Annotated in this window: 16 protein-coding genes and 1 pseudogene; 7 read left to right on the top strand and 10 right to left on the bottom strand. The window is 68.7% G+C overall.

The features are described from left to right. Nucleotides 1-164: 164 nt before the first annotated feature. On the bottom strand, nucleotides 165-638 hold the full coding sequence (locus tag AC2YG9_RS07735) for a DUF2244 domain-containing protein (RefSeq protein ID WP_487297375.1): 474 nt from the start codon (nucleotides 636-638) through the stop codon (nucleotides 165-167). A 140-nt stretch (nucleotides 639-778) separates the two neighbouring features. Here AC2YG9_RS07735 and recQ point away from each other — a divergent pair. Further along, nucleotides 779-2602, top strand: a pseudogene (gene recQ / locus AC2YG9_RS07740) (DNA helicase RecQ); the annotation flags it as partial. Next, nucleotides 2600-2977, top strand: a complete 378-nt coding sequence (locus tag AC2YG9_RS07745) for an endonuclease domain-containing protein (protein ID WP_487297544.1) — start codon at nucleotides 2600-2602, stop codon at nucleotides 2975-2977. The pseudogene recQ and the gene AC2YG9_RS07745, both read left to right, overlap by 3 nt. A 198-nt stretch (nucleotides 2978-3175) precedes the next feature. Here AC2YG9_RS07745 and gyrB read toward each other — a convergent pair whose 3' ends face one another. From gyrB to hrcA, 6 genes are all read right to left on the bottom strand, one after another. After that, nucleotides 3176-5647 carry a DNA topoisomerase (ATP-hydrolyzing) subunit B gene (gene gyrB, locus AC2YG9_RS07750; RefSeq protein WP_487297376.1) on the bottom strand — a complete coding sequence of 824 codons (2472 nt, stop codon included), beginning with the start codon at nucleotides 5645-5647 and terminating at the stop codon, nucleotides 3176-3178. Further along, nucleotides 5648-6796, bottom strand: a complete 1149-nt coding sequence (gene recF / locus AC2YG9_RS07755) for a DNA replication/repair protein RecF (RefSeq protein ID WP_487297377.1) — start codon at nucleotides 6794-6796, stop codon at nucleotides 5648-5650. A 55-nt stretch (nucleotides 6797-6851) separates the two neighbouring features. Next, nucleotides 6852-7190, bottom strand: a complete 339-nt coding sequence (locus AC2YG9_RS07760; protein ID WP_487297378.1) for a hypothetical protein — start codon at nucleotides 7188-7190, stop codon at nucleotides 6852-6854. 227 nt (nucleotides 7191-7417) lie between these two features. Beyond that, entirely contained in the window at nucleotides 7418-8539 is a 1122-nt protein-coding gene (dnaN, locus tag AC2YG9_RS07765) for a DNA polymerase III subunit beta (protein WP_487297379.1), read from the bottom strand. 308 nt (nucleotides 8540-8847) lie between these two features. Continuing rightward, nucleotides 8848-9468, bottom strand: a complete 621-nt coding sequence (gene grpE / locus AC2YG9_RS07770) for a nucleotide exchange factor GrpE (protein WP_487297380.1) — start codon at nucleotides 9466-9468, stop codon at nucleotides 8848-8850. A gap of 7 nt (nucleotides 9469-9475) precedes the next feature. Next, a complete protein-coding gene (gene hrcA, locus AC2YG9_RS07775; RefSeq protein WP_487297381.1) occupies nucleotides 9476-10546 on the bottom strand; it encodes a heat-inducible transcriptional repressor HrcA in 1071 nt (356 codons plus the stop codon). Nucleotides 10547-10624: 78 nt separating this feature from the next. Here hrcA and rph point away from each other — a divergent pair, with 78 nt between their 5' ends. Continuing rightward, nucleotides 10625-11341, top strand: a complete 717-nt coding sequence (gene rph, locus AC2YG9_RS07780) for a ribonuclease PH (protein WP_487297382.1) — start codon at nucleotides 10625-10627, stop codon at nucleotides 11339-11341. Between the two features lie 159 nt (nucleotides 11342-11500). Here the strand turns inward: rph and AC2YG9_RS07785 are convergent, their stop codons facing one another. Further along, nucleotides 11501-11734 carry a helix-turn-helix domain-containing protein gene (locus AC2YG9_RS07785; protein WP_487297383.1) on the bottom strand — a complete coding sequence of 78 codons (234 nt, stop codon included), beginning with the start codon at nucleotides 11732-11734 and terminating at the stop codon, nucleotides 11501-11503. Between the two features lie 7 nt (nucleotides 11735-11741). Then, nucleotides 11742-12269 (bottom strand): DUF2975 domain-containing protein, encoded by a 528-nt coding sequence (locus AC2YG9_RS07790; RefSeq protein ID WP_487297384.1) that lies wholly within the window; start codon nucleotides 12267-12269, stop codon nucleotides 11742-11744. Between the two features lie 472 nt (nucleotides 12270-12741). Between AC2YG9_RS07790 and AC2YG9_RS07795 the strand changes: the two genes are divergently transcribed. The 4 genes from AC2YG9_RS07795 to modB are packed head-to-tail and all read left to right on the top strand — an operon-like array spanning nucleotide 12742 to nucleotide 15084. Next, complete coding sequence (locus AC2YG9_RS07795; RefSeq protein ID WP_487297385.1) at nucleotides 12742-13095, top strand: c-type cytochrome; 354 nt, start codon at nucleotides 12742-12744, stop codon at nucleotides 13093-13095. Next, a complete protein-coding gene (locus tag AC2YG9_RS07800) occupies nucleotides 13092-13502 on the top strand; it encodes an MliC family protein (protein WP_487297386.1) in 411 nt (136 codons plus the stop codon). The genes AC2YG9_RS07795 and AC2YG9_RS07800 overlap by 4 nt, the downstream gene beginning before the upstream one ends. Continuing rightward, a complete protein-coding gene (locus tag AC2YG9_RS07805) occupies nucleotides 13502-14395 on the top strand; it encodes an NAD(P)-dependent oxidoreductase (RefSeq protein WP_487297387.1) in 894 nt (297 codons plus the stop codon). Before AC2YG9_RS07800 ends, AC2YG9_RS07805 begins: the two co-directional genes overlap by 1 nt. Further along, a complete protein-coding gene (gene modB, locus AC2YG9_RS07810) occupies nucleotides 14395-15084 on the top strand; it encodes a molybdate ABC transporter permease subunit (protein WP_487297388.1) in 690 nt (229 codons plus the stop codon). The genes AC2YG9_RS07805 and modB overlap by 1 nt, the downstream gene beginning before the upstream one ends. A gap of 9 nt (nucleotides 15085-15093) precedes the next feature. Here the strand turns inward: modB and AC2YG9_RS07815 are convergent, their stop codons facing one another. Continuing rightward, on the bottom strand, nucleotides 15094-16776 hold the full coding sequence (locus AC2YG9_RS07815) for an MFS transporter (protein WP_487297389.1): 1683 nt from the start codon (nucleotides 16774-16776) through the stop codon (nucleotides 15094-15096). Nucleotides 16777-16820 lie beyond the last annotated feature (44 nt).

Consider the following 16820-nt stretch of genomic DNA (forward strand, 5'->3'; position numbering starts at 1 on the left):
CGGTGGTGGAGGGGGCAGCGCCGGCCATTCCGATTGAAGCGCGTTCTGGCGCGGCTGCGACAGCTGCGTTCATGATCAACCCGATCCGCCGGTGCTGCCCCCTCCACCACGCGCGTATCCGCGCGCGGTCCCCCTCCCCCGCCGCTACGCGTCGGAGGAGGATTTTAGAATCTCTCGGCCCTGGCTCTGCGGATCGCCTCGCGCAGCGCCTGCCCCAGCGCTTCGCGTTCGGGTGGGCTGAGCGCCTTGCCGACGCTGTGCCGCTTGCCGGACAGACGCAGGCGAACCCGCATCTCATGTTCACCCAGCGCTTCCAGATCGACGTTGGTGAAGGCGGTGGGCGAGGTCCAGACGGTGCGGCAGCGGCCTTCAGTTTCCTCAATGACCTCGACCGTGTCGGCGCTGACCCGGAGGCGTTCGCGGCGGTTCAACGCCCGGAAGCTGGCCTTCAGCGCGAAGTACACCAGCACCACGTCCAGCCCCAGGAACAGCGGCGCCGGCCAGGCCCCGATGGCCAGGAAGAAGACGCTGACCACGGCGGCCATCCCGGCCAGGGCGCCGAGCACCACCTTGAATCCCAGACCGCCCATCGAGCGGTTGGGGGCGATCACGGCGTCCATGTAGAGGGCGGCGGCCATGGCGGTAGCATACGCCTCGCCGGACCTCTTGCGCAGGGAACAAATATAGAACATTGTTCGCCACCCAACCCCGGCGCCGCGTCATGCCGTCCAGCCTCGTCCTTTCCGCTCCCGCCGCCGCCAGCGCATGGCATAAGGCGCTGGTGACCGATTCTCCCACCCTCGACACCGCCCGCGAGACCCTGCGCCGGGTCTTCGGCCATGCCGAATTCCGTGGCCTGCAGGCCGGCGTCATCGAGGAGGTGCTGGCCGGCCGCAACGTCGTCGCCGTGCTGCCGACGGGCGGCGGCAAGAGCGTCTGCTACCAGATCCCGGCCATGATCCGCCCGGGGCTGGGCCTGGTCATCTCACCGCTCATCGCCCTGATGAGCGACCAGGTCGCCAGCCTGCGCCAGTCCGGCGTCGCCGCCGCCCGCCTTGATTCCAACATCCCGACGTTCGAGCGCCAGGAGATCTGGGAGAGCATCGACCGGGGCGAACTGGACCTGCTCTACATCTCGCCCGAAGGCCTGTCGGCGAATGGCATGCTGGAGCGGCTTTCGCGCCTGCCCCTGTCACTGATCGCCATCGACGAGGCCCACTGCGTCAGCCAGTGGGGCCATGACTTCCGCCCGGATTACCGGCTGCTCGGCCGCCTCGCCGAACGCTTCCCCGGCGTGCCGCGCATCGCCGTCACCGCCACCGCCGACGCCCGCACCCGCGAGGATATCCGCAACCAGCTGGCGCTGCAGGACGCCGCCGAGTTCGTTGACAGCTTCGCGCGGCCGGAATTGGCCCTGAACGCCGAGCGTAAGGTGGGTTCCGGCCACAAGCGGGTTCTGGACCTGGTCGCCCAACGGCCGGGCAAGTCGGGTGTGGTCTATGTCGGCTCCCGGGACGGGGCCGACGAACTGGCCGGAAAGCTGCGCGAGGCCGGAGCCCCGGCCCTGGCCTATCACGCGGGCCTTGAGAAGGATCTGCGCAACCGCCGCCTCGAACAGTTCCTCGAGGCCGACGCGGCGGTGATGGTGGCGACCATCGCCTTCGGCATGGGCGTCGACAAGCCGGACGTCCGCTATGTCATCCACGCCGATCCGCCGGCCTCCATCGAGGCCTACTGGCAGGAAATCGGCCGGGCCGGCCGCGACGGCCAGCCGGCCGACGGCATTACCCTCTACTCCGCCGCCGACATGGCCTGGGCCTTCCGCCGGCTGGAAAGCCGCGACATGGCCGCCGAGGTCAAACAGGTCCAGGGCCGCAAGATCCGCCAGCTCTACGGCATGCTGGAAGGCACCGCCTGCCGGGCGGCCGCGGTACGCCGCTACTTCGGTGAGGAGAAGGTCGAGCGCTGTGGGCAGTGCGACCTGTGCCTGGCGCCGCCGGAGAGCATCGACGTCACCCAGTCGGCCTCCAAGGCCCTGGCGGCGACGCATCGGCTGGGCGGCCGGTTCGGGCGCGGGCGGCTGGTCGACCACCTGCTGGGCAAGACCAAGGATGTCTCGGATTTCGAGGCGGGCCTCTCCACCTGGGGGATCGGCACGGAGCTCACCCAGCACGCCTGGCGCGACCTGATCGACCAGCTGCTGTTCGAGGGGCTGTTGAAGGAAGACCCCAATGATGGCCGGCCGCTGATCGGGCTCGGCGAAATCGACGGCGTGCGGGCGGTGTGGAAGTCGGAGCGCACGGTGCTGATCCGCAAGGACTCGACGCGGGCGGCTGCGGCCGGGAAGACGCGGGCGAGCAAGGGACGCAAGGATGTGCTGGCGACGCTGACGGCTGGCGACCAGCCCCTGTTCGAAGCCCTGCGCGCCTGGCGCAAGGAAGAGGCGCAGAACCAGCATGTGCCGCCCTACGTGATCTTCCACGACGCGACCTTGGCGGAGATTGCTGTGCGACGGCCGGACACGCTGCCGGCGCTGGCTGCGGTGAGCGGCGTGGGCGAGGGCAAGCTTGAGCGGTACGGCGAGGCGGTGCTGGCGGTGGTGGCGGGACGGCCCGGGCCGTTGGCCGAGGCGACGGTTCGGGCGCAGGTGCTGCGAGGGGCTATGGCCGGGCCGGAGGCGCTGCTCTGGGTTCGGCTACGCGGGCGGCGGTTCGAAGGCCTGAAGTTCCGACGGCAGCATCCGCTGGGGAAATACGTGCTGGATTTCTACTGCCATCAGGCGCGGCTGGCCGTGGAGATCGACGGCGCCAGCCACAGCGACGACGGACGCGCGGAGCGCGATGCGCGGCGGGACGCATGGGTGCTGGAGCAGGGGATTCGGACGCTGAGAATTCCCGCGTCGGTGGTCATGCGCGATACCGATGCCGCCATGGACGCCATCCACCACGCCCTGCAGGATTGCGACGGCCGCCGCTAGACCAAGCTCTCCCCCCGCGAAGTGGGGGGAGGACCGCTTTGGAGCGCCCAGCGACAAAGCAGGAGGGGGGAACCCCTGTCGCAGGAGGAACCTCCCTACCGCCGGTAGGGCCCGCCTCCTGATTTCTCGCTTAGGCTCGAAATCTGTCCTCCCCCCACTTCGCGGGGGGAGAGCTTGTGCTTTCGATCTGTCGCCTCGCTAGACGTCCACCTCGGCATCCAGGGCATTCGCCTGGATGAACTCCCGCCGCGGCTCGACCAGGTCGCCCATCAACCTGCTGAACATGTCATCCGCATCGTCCGCGTGGTTGACCTTGACCTGCAGCAGGGTGCGGGCTTCCGAGTCCAGGGTGGTTTCCCATAGCTGTTCGGGGTTCATCTCGCCCAGGCCCTTGTAGCGCTGGATGGTCAGACCGCGGCGGCCCGCCTCCATCACCGCGTTCATCAGGTCGAGCGGCCCGCGCACAGTCTGGCTCTTGTCCTTGCGCCGGAACACCGCCGGGGCCGAGAAGATCTCGGCCAGGGCCACGGCCCGTTCGGCCAGGCGGCGCGCGTCGGCGGCATGCAGGGTCTGGTCGTCGAGCACGACCTTTTCCGAAACGCCGCGCTTGATGCGGGTGAAGCTGAACCCGCCGCCGACGGCCGGCTCGCCGGTCCAGGGACCGTCGCCTTCCTCGGCGTAGAGGTCGAGCCTCGCGGCGGCCCTGGCGACGTCGGTGCTCTCGGCAAACAGGCCGGCCAGGGCCGCCTGCTCGATGGCAAACGCCGGGGCGCGAGCCGACAGGCGTTCGATGTTGGCCCGGGCGCCGCGCGCGGTCTGGACCAGGGCCAGCAGGTCGGCGCCGGTCATCCGCTCGCCGCTCGCGAGATCGAGCTCGGCCCCGTCGACCCCTTCGTCGATGAGGAAGATCTCCATCTCCGCATCGTCCTTCAGATACCGCGACGACCGCCCCTTCGACGCTTTGTAGAGCGGCGGCTGGGCGATGTAGAGGTAGCCGCGCTCGATCACCTCCGGCATCTGCCGGTAGAAGAAGGTCAGCAGCAGGGTGCGGATGTGGGCGCCGTCGACGTCGGCGTCGGTCATGATGACGATGCGGTGATAGCGCATCTTCTCGATATTGAAGTCGTCGCGGCCAATGCCGGCCCCCAGCGCCGTGATCAGGGTGCCCACCTGGTCGGAGCCGAGCATGCGATCAAACCGCGCCCGCTCGACGTTCAAAATCTTGCCGCGCAGCGGCAGCACCGCCTGATTTTCACGGTTGCGGGCCTGTTTGGCCGAGCCGCCGGCGCTGTCGCCCTCGACGAGGAACAGTTCGGACTTGGCCGGATCGCGTTCCTGACAGTCGGCCAGCTTGCCGGGCAGGTTGGTGATGTCGAGCGCGCTCTTGCGCCGGGTCAGTTCGCGGGCCTTGCGGGCGGCCTCGCGGGCGGCGGCGGCCTCGACCACCTTGCCGACCAGGATCCTGGCCTCGACGGGGTGTTCCTCGAACCAGGTCGCAAGACCTTCCTGGACAAGCCCTTCAACGGCCGGGCGCACTTCGCTGGAAACCAGCTTGTCCTTGGTTTGGCTGCTGAACTTGGGATCCGGCACCTTGACCGACAGCACGCAGGTCAGGCCTTCGCGGGCGTCCTCGCCCGTCACCGAGACCTTCTCCTTCTTGGCCATGCCGGAGCTCTCGATGTAGTTGCCGACCACCCGCGTCAGCGCCGCCCGGAAGGCGGCCAGGTGGGTGCCCCCATCCCGCTGCGGGATGTTGTTGGTGAAGCACAGCATGGTCTCGTGGTAGCTATCGTTCCACCACAGGGCGAGGTCGACCTGGACCTTCTCGCGCTGGCCGCGGATGACCATCGGGGTCTTGACCAGGGCGGTCTTGGCCTTGTCGAGGTGGCGCACGAAGGCCTCGATGCCGCCCTCGTAGTGCATGATCTCTTCGTAGGGCTCGGCGTCGCGCAGGTCGCGGAAATAGATGGTCACGCCGCTGTTGAGGAAGGCCAGCTCGCGCAGCCGGTGTTCCAGCGTCTTGCGGTCGAAATTGATGTGGCTGAAGGTCGACAGCGACGGGAAGAAGGTGACGATGGTGCCGGTCAGAGGCTCGCCGTTCTCCCGCAGCGGAGAATCGCCGGTGATGCTGAGCGAGGTCACCGCGTCCCCACGCTCGAAGCGCATCTCATGCTGCTTGCCGCCCCGGTGGATCTTGAGCAGCAGGTAGTCGCTGAGCGCGTTGACCACCGAGACGCCGACGCCGTGCAGGCCGCCGGAGACCTTGTAGCTGTTCTGGTCGAATTTCCCGCCGGCGTGCAGCTGGGTCATGATGACCTCGGCGGCCGAGACGCCTTCGCCCTCGTGGATGTCGACCGGGATGCCGCGGCCGTCGTCGCTGACCGTCGCCGAGCCATCGGCGTTGAGGATCACCTCGACACGGGTCGCCCAGCCGGCAAGCGCCTCGTCGATGGCGTTGTCGACCACCTCATAGACCATGTGGTGCAGGCCCGACCCGTCGTCGGTGTCGCCGATGTACATGCCGGGGCGCTTGCGCACCGCGTCCAGGCCCTTGAGAACCTTGATGGAATCGGAGCCGTAGGCGGCGGCGCCCTCTTCGGCGGTCTGTTGCGACAGAGGGGTCTTGTCCGGGTTGATCTCCGGAACGTCGCCAGTGGTTTCGTCGGTCATTCAGTCGTCCAGAACGGTCAGGCCGGTCGGCTCCACACGGAGTCCCAGGGCCCGACCTTTGAAGGGGTCGAACAGCGAAGCGTCCGTGCCGGTGAGAAACACCTGCAGACCCAGCGCCGCGATTTCGTCCGCCAGGGCGGCCCGTCGAAACGGGTCCAGGTGGGCGGCGACTTCGTCCAGCAACAATACAGGATTCGGGCCGGAAATTGCAGCAGAAAGTCGCGCTGCCTGGGCCAAAACCAGGTTCAGAATCAAGGCTTTCTGCTCTCCGGTGGAGCATTCGGCGGCCGGGCGGTCCTTTTCGGCGTGAACGACGCTGAGATCACCGCGATGAGGGCCGGTCAGGCCCCTTCCGGCAGAGGCGTCGCGGGCCCTCGAAGCGGCCAGGGCGGGGGTCAGGCGGGCTGAAATCTCGGCCTCGTCGACTCCTTGCGCGGCCATCGCCTCCCACTCGCCGGTCAGCGCCAGCCGGGCCCTCGGGAAGGGTCGGTCGGTGCGGCTGTCGATCTCCGCCTGCAGGGCGGCAAGCGTTCGGGCGCGCGCCGACGCCAACGCCGCGCCATGCTCGGCCATCCGGGCCTCGAGGGCGGTCAGCCACAGGGGGTCGGGCGCAGCGGTCTCGTCGGTCAACAGCCGCATCCGCTCGCGCAGGGCCTTGTCGTAGGCCCCGGCATGGGCCGCGTGCAGCGGCTCGGCGGCGAACACCAGCCGGTCGAAGAAGCGGCGCCGGTCACCGGCCGCCTCGAGGAACAGCCGATCCTGGGCCGGGGTCAGCCAGACGGGGCGGATATGGTCGGTCAGCCGGCCGGGCGGCACGGTCGTGCCCTCCACGCGCGTCAGCCGCCGCGACGAGCCGGCCGTGTCGGTGCCGGTGCCCAGCTGCACCTCATCTTCACCATCGGAAACCTTCGCCGAGACCGCCCAGGCCCGCCCGACCGCCTCGCCGGGCATCCGCCGCCCGACCTCGGCCAGGCTTACGCCGCGCAGCCCCTTGCCGGGGCTGAGCAGCGAGATGGCTTCCAGCAGGTTTGTCTTCCCCGCTCCGTTCGGCCCGGCCAGCCACACCGACCGCCCATGCGGCTCCAGGCTCCCGTGCTCGTAGGAGCGGAAGTTGGTCAGGGTCAGCGAGGTGAGGGCGGAGGTGGGCAAGTGGGGCCTTTTGCAATGTCGCTATGTGCAACATCGGGCCCCTTCTAGCTAGGGATCAGCGACGCACGGCGTCCCAATTGAAGAGGAAGTCGCGGTGCTCGGCCCAGGTCTGACCGACCGCCCGATCGCCGACCAGGCAGACCGAGGTGTGATAAGGCCCCGCGCCGTCTGTCGTGCGGAAACTGGCGCAGGTGCGGCCCCGCGCGGTCTTCCAGCGGCCCGCCAGAATCTCACTTTCGTAGAAGCTGCCGCTCACCGTGCCATCGGCGTTGAGGGTCAGGGTCATCGGCTTGGTGTAGGGCTCGTCCGGCTTGCTGGAGAGATCTACGGTCCAGTCGCCGGCCAGGGACGGCTCGGCGGCGGCGAGGGTCAGGGCGAAGGCGAGGGCGATCATTGGGGGAGGCTCCAGCTGTTCCGCCAAGGAACTGGAGCGGTCAGCGGAATCGGCAAGACCAAGTTGCTCCCCCTCCGGGGGAGCTGGCAGCCGCGCAGCGGCTGACTGAGGGGGTCACCGCCCAGGCCAGCGGGTAAGCCTGTTGAAGCTGAACCGCCGGTGCGGACCCCCTCCACCATCGCTGCGCGATGGTCCCCCTCCCCCGATGGGGGAGGAACTGCGCGCCCCTACACCCGCAACGGCATCAGCACGTACTTCACGCCCGCATCCGTCGGGTCCAGCACAAGGGTCGGCGAGGCCGGGTCGGCAAACCGGAACTCGGCCGTCTCGCCGTTGATCTGGCCCGCCACATCCAGCAGGTAGCGCGCGTTGAAGCCGATTTCGAAGGGCTCGCCGTCGTAGTCGATCTCCAGCTCCTCGACGCCCTGGCCGGCCTCCATGTTGCGCACGGTCAGGGTCATGCGGCCCGTCTCGATGGCCAGCTTCACCGACCGGCTCTTCTCGGCCGAGATGGTGGCGACGCGGTCGACGGCCTTGGCGAACAGCTCGGCGTCCACCGTCATGATCTTCTGGTTGTCGCGCGGAATGACCCGCATGTAGTCCGGGAACGACCCGTCGATAACCTTGCTGGTCAGGGCCGAGGCCCCGGCGAACTCGAACCGCACCTTCTGGGCGCTGACCTGGAAGCCGACGTTCTCGCCGGCGTCCTCGAGCAGGCGGCGGGCCTCGTTGATGGTCTTGCGCGGGATGATCACCCCCGGCTGGCCCGCGCTGCCTTCCGGCGCCGGCATCTCGGCCAGGGCCAGGCGGTGGCCGTCGGTGGCGACGGCGCGCAGCTTGGCCTCGCCGCCGTCCATCACCGTGTGGACGTAGAGGCCATTCAGGTAATAGCGGGTCTCTTCGGTCGAGATGGCGAAGCGGGTCTTGTCGATCAGGCGGATCAGGTCATTGGCGTCGACCTGGATATGGGCCGACAGGCCGTCGGCGCTCATCACCGGGAAGTCGCCGGCCGGCAGCACCGGCAGGTTGAACTTCGAGCGGCCCGCGCTGATCAGCAGGCGCGGGTCCTCGCCCGAATAGGTCAGCGACACATCGGCGCCGTCCGGCAGCTTGCGGACAATTTCGTAAAGCGTGTGGGCCGGCGCCGTGATCTGGCCAGGCACGTCGACATGGGCGGCGCCCTCGTCGACGATTTCCATGTCCAGGTCGGTGGCCGAGAAGCTGACCTGTTCGCGGTCGGCCGACAGCAGCACGTTCGACAGGATCGGGATGGTGTTGCGGCGCTCGACGACGCTCTGAACGTGGCCCAGGGCCTTCAGCAGCGCGGCCCGCTCGATGGTCAGCTTCATGTCTTGTCCGGCGTCACGGGCGAATCAGGAAATACGCGCCCGACCCGCCAAGAAAGGTGACCGCCGACATTAACGGAAACGGCGCGGGACGGAAGGGGTACGGGGGCTTACCCACACCTGTGCGGCGAGATTTCGCGCAACCGGTTCCTCCCCCATCGGGGGAGGTGGCAGTCGCCGACAGGCGACTGACGGAGGGGGTCCGCTCCCCAAGCCCGCGGCAGCGTTCAAAGGTCCGGCCGCCACCGACGGTGGGGACCCCCTCCACCATCGCTGCGCGACGGTCCCCCTCCCCCGTTGGGGGAGGAACCCTAAGCCTTGGTATCCACCGCCTCGCCGGTGTGGTCCTCGCCGTTGGCGTAGGGGTTGGCGCCCGCCGTCTGCTCCGGCGCGCCGGCGCCCGAGCCCTTGGCGGCGACCACGACCATGGCCGGACGGACCAGCCGGCCAAACAGGCTGTAGCCCGCCTGCAGGGTCTTGATGATCGCGCCCGCCGACACCTCGTCGGACATCTGTTCCATCATCGCCTGGTGCAGGTTGGGGTCGAACTTCTCGCCGCCGACCGGATCGACGCGCTTGAGGCCATTGCGTTCGAAGGCTTCCAGAAGCTTCTTCTGGGTCATCTCGATGCCGACCACGAAGTTCTTCACCGCCTGGTCCTGGACATCCTTCGGCGCGTGCGCGGTCGCCTGGCCGAGGTTGTCGGCGGCTTCCAGCAGGTCGCGGGCGAACTTGGTGATGGCGTAGGCGCGGGCGTCGTTGACCTCGCGCTCGGCCCGGCGCTTGGTGTTTTCCGCGTCGGCGGCATAGCGCAGGGCCTGATCCTTGAGGGCGGCGACCTCGGCCTTCAGGGCTTCGACTTCACTGTCGGCTTCGCTGAAGTCGATGGTGTCGTCGTCCTGAATCTCGTTGGGGGTCGTCTCGTCGGTCATACCAGTCTCATCCGTCCATCATCTGGCCCAGCACCCTGGCGGTATAGTCCACCAACGGGATAACGCGGGCATAGTTCAACCGGGCCGGGCCGATCACGCCGATCGCCCCCAGCACCTTCTGCCGGCCCGACATATAGGGGGCGGCGATCACAGCGGAACCCGAAAGTGAAAAAAGCCGCGTTTCGGCGCCGATGAAAATGCGCACCCCCTCGGCCTCCTTCACCCCGTCGAGCAGGCCGATCAGCTGTTCCTTCTGCTCCAGGTCCTCGAACAGGCGGCGGATGCGCTCCAGATCCTCGGCGGCGCCGGCGTCGATCAGGTTGGCCTGGCCGCGCACGATCAGGGCCCGGGCGTCACCGCTGCCGCCGCTCCAGGCGGCCAGGCCATCCTCAACCAGGCGGGCGGCGACCGAGTCCAGCTCCTGACGGGCCCGGGCCAGTTCGCTGTGCATCTCGCCCCGCGCTTCGCCCAGGGTGCGGCCGCGCAGGCGGGCGGCGAGAAAGTTGGAGGCTTCGCTCAGGGCCGCCGGGGTGATGCCTGGGGCCAGCTTCATGATGCGGTTTTCGACCGCCCCGTCCTCCAGCACGATGACCACCAGGGCCTGGTCGGGGCCAAGGGCCACGAACTCCACATGCTTGACCCCGGCCTCGCGCGCCGGCGTCACCACGATCCCCGCCCCGCCGGCCAGGCCGGACAGGATGGCGCTGGCTTCCTGCAGCGCCTCCTCCATCGAGCCGCCGCGCGACTTCAGCCGGCCCTCGATGGCGTTGCGCTCGGCCTCGCCGACATCGCCGACCTCGAGCAGGCCATCGACGAACAGGCGCAGGCCCGCATGGGTCGGCATCCGCCCGGCGCTGACATGCGGCGCATTGAGCAGGCCCAGCGCCCCCAGGTCCTGCATGGTGTTGCGGATCGAGGCGGGCGATAGATGCACGCCGCCCTTGCTGATGGTCCGCGAGCCGACCGGCTCCCCGGTCTCCAGATAGCTCTCCACGATCCGCCGGAAGATGTCGCGCGCCCGGCCGTCGAGGTCCGACAGGCTAGGGGTTTGGCCGACACCGGGGATAAGCGTGCTCATGGGTCTCAATATAGGGCGGTGGACGCCGTCCGTCGCATACAGGATAAGCGGCCAGCTTTTTTCGACCAAGGACCTCCGATGCGCCCCTCTAACCGCGTCCCCGACCAGCTGCGCCAGATCACCCTGGAGACGGCGGTCAACCGCTATGCCGAGGGCAGCTGCCTGATCACCGCCGGCCACACCAAGGTGCTGGTCACCGCCAGCATCGAGACCGGCGTCCCCGGCTGGATGCGCGGCAAGGGCGCCGGCTGGGTCACCGCCGAGTACGGCATGCTGCCCCGCGCCACCCACACCCGGGGCCGCCGCGAGGCCGCCGCCGGCAAGCAGTCGGGCCGCACCCAGGAAATCCAGCGCCTGATCGGCCGTTCCCTGCGCGCCGTGGTCGACATGAAGGCCCTCGGCGAGCGCCAGATCGTCCTCGACTGCGATGTGGTCCAGGCCGACGGCGGCACCCGCACCGCCTCGATCACCGGCGCCTGGGTGGCCCTGCGTCTGGCGACCAAATACCTGCTCGACGAAGGGGTCCTGACCACCGATCCGATCATCGATCAGGTCGCCGCCGTCTCCTGCGGCGTGTTCGACAACGTCCCGGTCCTCGACCTCGACTACGAGGAGGACTCGGCGGCCGAGGCCGACTGCAACTTCGTCCTGACCGGCGCCGGCGACATCGTCGAAATCCAGGCTACCGGCGAGAAGCGGGGTTTTACCCGGGCGGAATTCGAGAGCCTCTACGGCCTGGCCGAAAAAGGCATCGGCGAACTGTTCGCCATGCAGCGGGCCGCCTGCGGCCTCTGAGCGGCCCCATTGGTTTCCGGGTGGTTCCGGGGTGGTTGTTCGCGCGTTGAAAGCGGACGTCCCGTTGGTCTCCAATGGGACGTTTGTCGCACTTCAATAGGTTGATTTTACTGAGGATTTTTTGAGCCAGCCGTGCTACACTGGCCGAAATCGACAGGCCTATTCGTCCTCGTCCCCGTAGTCGCTCGGCCCCGGCTCGAAGCTGAGGATGTCCCCCGGCTGACAACCCAGTTCCCGGCACAACGCATCGAGCGTGGAGAACCGGATCGCCCGGGCCTTGCCGGTTTTCAGGATCGACAGGTTGGCGATGGTGACGCCGACCCGGTCGGCGAGTTCGGTAAGCGACATGCGGCGTTCGAGCAGAACACGGTCGAGGCGGACGTGAATGGCCATGGGCGCCTCAGATGGTCAGTTCGGCTTCGCCGCGCAGGCGGGCGCCCTCGCGGAACACCTCGGCCAGCACGAAGACGACCATGACGGAAAACCAGGTGGTCAGGCTCCAGCCGCCGTTGTCGCGGTCGACGTCGGGGGCGACCAGGGCGACCGCGCCCCAGAAGATCCACTTGCCGAGCTCCAGGCCCGCCAGGATCAGCCCGATCAGGCGCAGCCGGCCGATGTTGTCGGGATGGAAGGGGTCGCCCGCGGTCAGCGTCTGGCCGATGCGGCGCAGGTTGCCAACGATGAGGTTGATGCCGGTGCAGTAGAGCGATCCGGCGAACAGTCCGGCGGCGAGGACGGGGCCCTTCTGACCCAGGTCCCCCAGCTCGGGAATGTCGATCTTGTCGATGATGTCGGTGTTGAAGCTGAGCAGGAGCATGGCGATGCCCAACAGGGCAAAGAAGCCGATCACCGCCCACAACACGTACCAGGTGACGTCCAATATGATCTTGAGCAGGCTCGACACCGAGCCGGGTCCCAACGTTCGCATCACCGTGACGCCTTTCAGCAGCCTGTATTCCGTAGGCGGCGCCTGCAGCCCGCCGGGTCCGATACCCTGTTCGGCATCAGTCGGCGAGCATGCCTCGGCGGCGGGCCTCACGGAAGGGCGCCGATTACAGCGATTGAGCGACGAAGCTGTAGGCGGCCAGCGGCATGACCAGCACCACGGCGGTGTAGACCAGGGCGACGGCCAGACGATCAACGACCGAAGTCACTTTTCCAAACGACATTTGAGTAGTCCCTCTCAGGTTTTCGCGGAGCGGCGGAAGCGCCGTTCCATGAGTGAGGGTTTAGGGCCGCATCGCTTTTCAATCAAATTACATATCGTTTAACGATATTAAACTCATGTAACTTAGTTACCGGACGTTCATGGATCGGGGCCCGGTATCCCCGTAAGGGGGAGGGAGGTTGTAGCCGCCGTTCACTTCCTCCAATTAGGTTGGATCGATCCGGAGACTCCCATGCGCCTGCTGCTGTCCGTGACCCTCGCCCTTGCCGCCGTCGCCGGCGTTGCTCAGGCCCAGGACGGGGCCGCCCTGTTCAACGCCCAGTGCAAGAGCTGCCACACGGTCAACGGGACCAACAGTCCGGCCGGGCCGAGTCTGAAGGGCGTTACGGGCCGCAAGATCGCCGGCTCGCCGGGCTACGCCTATTCCAAGGCCCTGAGCGGCAAGGGCGGCGCCTGGACCGACGCCCAGCTGGACGCCTACCTTGCCGGTCCGGCGACCTTCGCGCCCGGCACAAAGATGTTCAACAAGGTCGCCGACCCCAAGGCGCGCGGCGCCATCATCGGATACCTGAAGACCCAGAAATGAAGGCTCGTCTCGCCGCCCTGCTGACCGGACCCCTGCTGCTGGCCGCCTGCGCCAGCACGGACGGCGGGCGCGCGAGTCCGCCGCCGCCGGCCTCGGCCCCGAAGACCGCGCCGGCGCCCAGGCCCGCCCTGCCGCAGATGCCCAGGCCGGCCCTGGCCGCGCCCGGGACCAGCGCCGACACGCTGCTTTACCGCTGCGCCGGCGGAAAGCGCTTCACCGCCGCCTGGGGCCTGCCAGGCGACCGGGTCCAGGTTACCGCCGGCGGCGTGACCCGCCTGCTGGGCGCCCGCCCCGCCGCCTCGGGAGCCCGTTACGGCGACGGCGCGTTCCAGATCTGGGGCAAGGGCGACACCGCCATGCTGGAAGGCTTTCCAGGGGGCCCCTACAGCGGGTGCCGGACGGACTGATGGATGCCTTCCCCGCCTTCTTCCCCCTCGAGGGCCGCCGCATCGTCATCGCCGGGACCGGCGAGGCGGCCGAGGCCAAGGCGCGCCTGTTCGAAGGCAGCCCGGCCCAGATCGTGCGGCTGGAAGGCAGCCAGGCCTTCCTCGTCGGGGCCTATGGCGGGGCGCTGATCGCCTTCATCACCGGCGATGACCTGTTCATCCAGGCGGCGGCCGGGGCGGCGCGGGCGGCCGGCTGCCTGGTCAATGTCGTCGACCGGCCCGAGCTCTGCGACTTCAACACCCCGGCGGTGATCGATCGGGGCGCGGTGGTCGCCGCCGTCGGCACCACAGGGTCCGCCCCCATGCTGGCCGGCCTGCTGCGCAACGATATCGAGGCCAGGGTGCCGCCGGGCGCCGGCCGGGTCGCCGTACTGCTGAAACAGATGCAGGCCGAGGTGCGCGCCGCCTATCCCGACCTGGTCGCCCGCCGCGCCTTCCTGCGGTCGGTGCTGTCGGGCGAAGCGGCGGACGCGGCCATGGCCGGCGACATGCCCCGCGCCGAAGCCCTGCTGCGGGCCCAGCTCGAGCGCGGCGGCTCGCCGGTCGGGCGGCTGACCTTCGTGGCCGGGCGCGGGCCCGGCGACCTCCTCACCCTGCGCGCCTCGCGGGCCCTGGCCGAAGCGGACGTGATCTGCGCCGACACCGACGCCGACGCCTCGGTCCTGGCCCTGGCCCGCCGCGACGCCGGCCGCCTGGCCCCCGACCAGTGCGATCCCAAATCGCTCGCCGCCCTGGTCCGCGCCGGCCGCCAGGTGGTGCGGATCATCACCAGGGCCCCGGAGGTCTCGACTCTGCGCGCCCTCGCCGCCGAGGATGTGATGGTCGAGGTCATGCTCGCGGCGCCTGGAACCTGATGGGCCTGACGGCGGCAGACCTGGAGATCGTCCTGCTGTCCCTGCGGGTGGCGGCCGTGGCGACTCTGCTTTCCCTGCCGCTGGCCTTCGCCGCCGCCTACGCCCTGGCCCGGGGCCGGTTCTGGGGACGCGGCCTGCTCGACGCCTTGATCCACCTGCCGCTGGTGCTGCCGCCAGTGGCGACGGGCTATGCCCTGCTGCTGCTGCTCGGCCGCCAGGGCCTGCTCGGCGAGCCGCTGTCGAAGCTGGGCATCGTCCTGGCCTTCGACTGGACCGGCGCCGCCCTGGCCGCCGCCGTCATGGCCTTCCCGCTGATGGTCCGGCCCATGCGCCTCTCCATCGAGGCCATCGCCCCCCAGGTCGACCAGGCCGCCCGCACCCTGGGCGCCGGGTCCTGGGCCCGGCTGACGCGGGTGACCCTGCCCCTGGCCCTGCCCGGCGTGGCGGCCGGCGCGGTGCTGGGTTTCGCCAAGGCGCTGGGCGAGTTCGGCGCCACCATCACCTTCGCCGCCGCCATTCCCGGCGTCAGCCTGACCCTGCCCTCGGCCATCTACCAGGCCATCCAGACGCCCGGCGCCGAACAGCGCGCGGCGGCGCTCTGCCTGGTCGCGGCCCTGATCGCGGTGGCCGCCGTGCTCGGCGCCGATGCGCTGACGCGGTGGGCGTTGAAACGGGCCGGCGGGGCCTAGACGTCCCCCTTAGAAGTCCAGTGACCGGCCCTTGGTCTCCTTCAGGAACAGCAATGTCGAAAGCACGCTGATGCCGGTGAAGAAGATCGGATAGGCCAGACCCGCGTAGATGTTCCCCGTCGCCGCCACGATGGCGAAGGCGCTGAACGGCACGAAGCCGCCGACCCAACCGGTGCCCACGTGATAAGGCAGCGACAGGGCCGTGTAGCGGACCCGCGTCGGGAACATCTCGACCAGGGCCGAGGCCTGAGGCCCGTAGAGGGCCGTGGCGGCGATGGTAAAGACCAGCAGGACGCTGAACAGGCCCCAGAAGTTGATCCGCTCCGGATCGGCCTTCAGCGGGTAGCCGGCGTCAGTCAGGGCCGTCTTGATCTGGCCCTCCACCCCGGCCTTGACCGTCTTCAGCTGCGCCTTGTCGAGGTTGCCGCCCTCGACCGAGACCACCTCTGTGGCCCCGATCTTCACGCGGGCCAGCGAGCCGGCCGGGGCCGCCTGGTTGTCATAGGAAATGCCGTTGTTGGCCAGGAAGCTCTTGGCGATGTCGCAGCTGGTGACGAAGGCGGTCTTGCCGACCGGGTCGAACTGCAGCGAGCAGGCCTTGGGATCGGCGATGACCACCACCGGCGTCTTGCGCGCCGCCTCGGCCAGGCCGGGGTTGGCGAACTGGGCCATCATGTGGAAGCCGGGCAGGAAGGCCAGCAGGGCCAGCACCATGCCGAACCACATCACCCACTTGCGGCCGTACTTGTCCGACAACCAGCCGAAGAAGACGTACATCGGGGCGCTGGCCAGGGTGACGACCATCATCAGCTGGTTGACCAGCGGGGCCGGCACCTTGAGGAACTTCTCGAGGAAGACCGGGGTGTAGAAGAAGGCGCAGTACCAGACCGCGCCCTGGGCCAGCATGATGGCCAGCAGGGCGATGAGCACCAGCTTGAGGTTCTTCCACTGGCCGAAGCTCTCGCGGAACGGATGTTGCGACTGCTCGCCGGCCGCTTTCAGCTTCAGGAAGCTGGGGCTCTCCGACAGCTTCATGCGCATGAAGATGGAGATGGCCAGCAAGCCGGCCGACAGCAGGAACGGCACGCGCCAGCCCCAGTCGCCGAATGCCGCCTCGCCGACCACCGTGCGGGTCGCGAGGATGACCCCAAGGGCGCCGAGCAGCCCGACGGCCGCTGAAGTCTGGATCCAGCCGGTCATCAGGCCGCGTCTGTTGGCGGGCGAATGCTCGGCGACATAGATGGCCGCCCCCCCGTACTCGCCGCCCAGCGCCGTGCCCTGCAGGATGCGCAGGATGATCAGCAGAATGGGGGCGATGATCCCCGCCTGGCTGTAGGTCGGCAGCACCCCGATCAGGAAGGTGGCCCCGCCCATCATGGTGACGGTGATCAGGAAGGCCGCCTTGCGCCCGACCTTGTCGCCCATCCGCCCGAAGATCAGCGCGCCCAGGGGCCGGAAGGCAAAGCCGGTGCCGAACAGGGCCAGGGCGGCAATCAACCCGGCCGTCTCGTTCAGGCCGGTGAAGAAGACCTTGGAGATGACCGGCGCCAGGCTGCCGAAAATAAAGAAGTCGTACCATTCGAAGGCCGTGCCCGCCGAACTGGCGGCCACGACGGTGGTCATGGAGACCTTCTCCTCCGGCGCCCCCTCTTCAGAGGTGTTCGGCGCCGTTTCAGCGGTCTGGTCGGTCATGGGCATCCTCCCCCGAGGGTCAGCAAGGGAGGAGGTCTAGCATT

This window comes from Caulobacter sp. SRI_014 (genome assembly GCF_057586315.1).

Excerpts from the sequence above, each read along its gene's own strand:
- AC2YG9_RS07735 (WP_487297375.1), bottom strand. The coding sequence starts at position 638 with ATGGCCGCCGCCCTCTACATGGACGCCGTGATCGCCCCCAACCGCTCG.
- gyrB (WP_487297376.1), bottom strand. The coding sequence starts at position 5,647 with ATGACCGACGAAACCACTGGCGACGTTCCGGAGATCAACCCGGACAAG.
- AC2YG9_RS07760 (WP_487297378.1), bottom strand. The coding sequence starts at position 7,190 with ATGATCGCCCTCGCCTTCGCCCTGACCCTCGCCGCCGCCGAGCCGTCC.
- dnaN (WP_487297379.1), bottom strand. The coding sequence starts at position 8,539 with ATGAAGCTGACCATCGAGCGGGCCGCGCTGCTGAAGGCCCTGGGCCAC.
- grpE (WP_487297380.1), bottom strand. The coding sequence starts at position 9,468 with ATGACCGACGAGACGACCCCCAACGAGATTCAGGACGACGACACCATC.
- hrcA (WP_487297381.1), bottom strand. The coding sequence starts at position 10,546 with ATGAGCACGCTTATCCCCGGTGTCGGCCAAACCCCTAGCCTGTCGGAC.
- rph (WP_487297382.1), top strand. The coding sequence starts at position 10,625 with ATGCGCCCCTCTAACCGCGTCCCCGACCAGCTGCGCCAGATCACCCTG.
- AC2YG9_RS07785 (WP_487297383.1), bottom strand. The coding sequence starts at position 11,734 with ATGGCCATTCACGTCCGCCTCGACCGTGTTCTGCTCGAACGCCGCATG.
- AC2YG9_RS07790 (WP_487297384.1), bottom strand. The coding sequence starts at position 12,269 with ATGCGAACGTTGGGACCCGGCTCGGTGTCGAGCCTGCTCAAGATCATA.
- AC2YG9_RS07795 (WP_487297385.1), top strand. The coding sequence starts at position 12,742 with ATGCGCCTGCTGCTGTCCGTGACCCTCGCCCTTGCCGCCGTCGCCGGC.
- AC2YG9_RS07800 (WP_487297386.1), top strand. The coding sequence starts at position 13,092 with ATGAAGGCTCGTCTCGCCGCCCTGCTGACCGGACCCCTGCTGCTGGCC.
- AC2YG9_RS07805 (WP_487297387.1), top strand. The coding sequence starts at position 13,502 with ATGGATGCCTTCCCCGCCTTCTTCCCCCTCGAGGGCCGCCGCATCGTC.
- modB (WP_487297388.1), top strand. The coding sequence starts at position 14,395 with ATGGGCCTGACGGCGGCAGACCTGGAGATCGTCCTGCTGTCCCTGCGG.
- AC2YG9_RS07815 (WP_487297389.1), bottom strand. The coding sequence starts at position 16,776 with ATGACCGACCAGACCGCTGAAACGGCGCCGAACACCTCTGAAGAGGGG.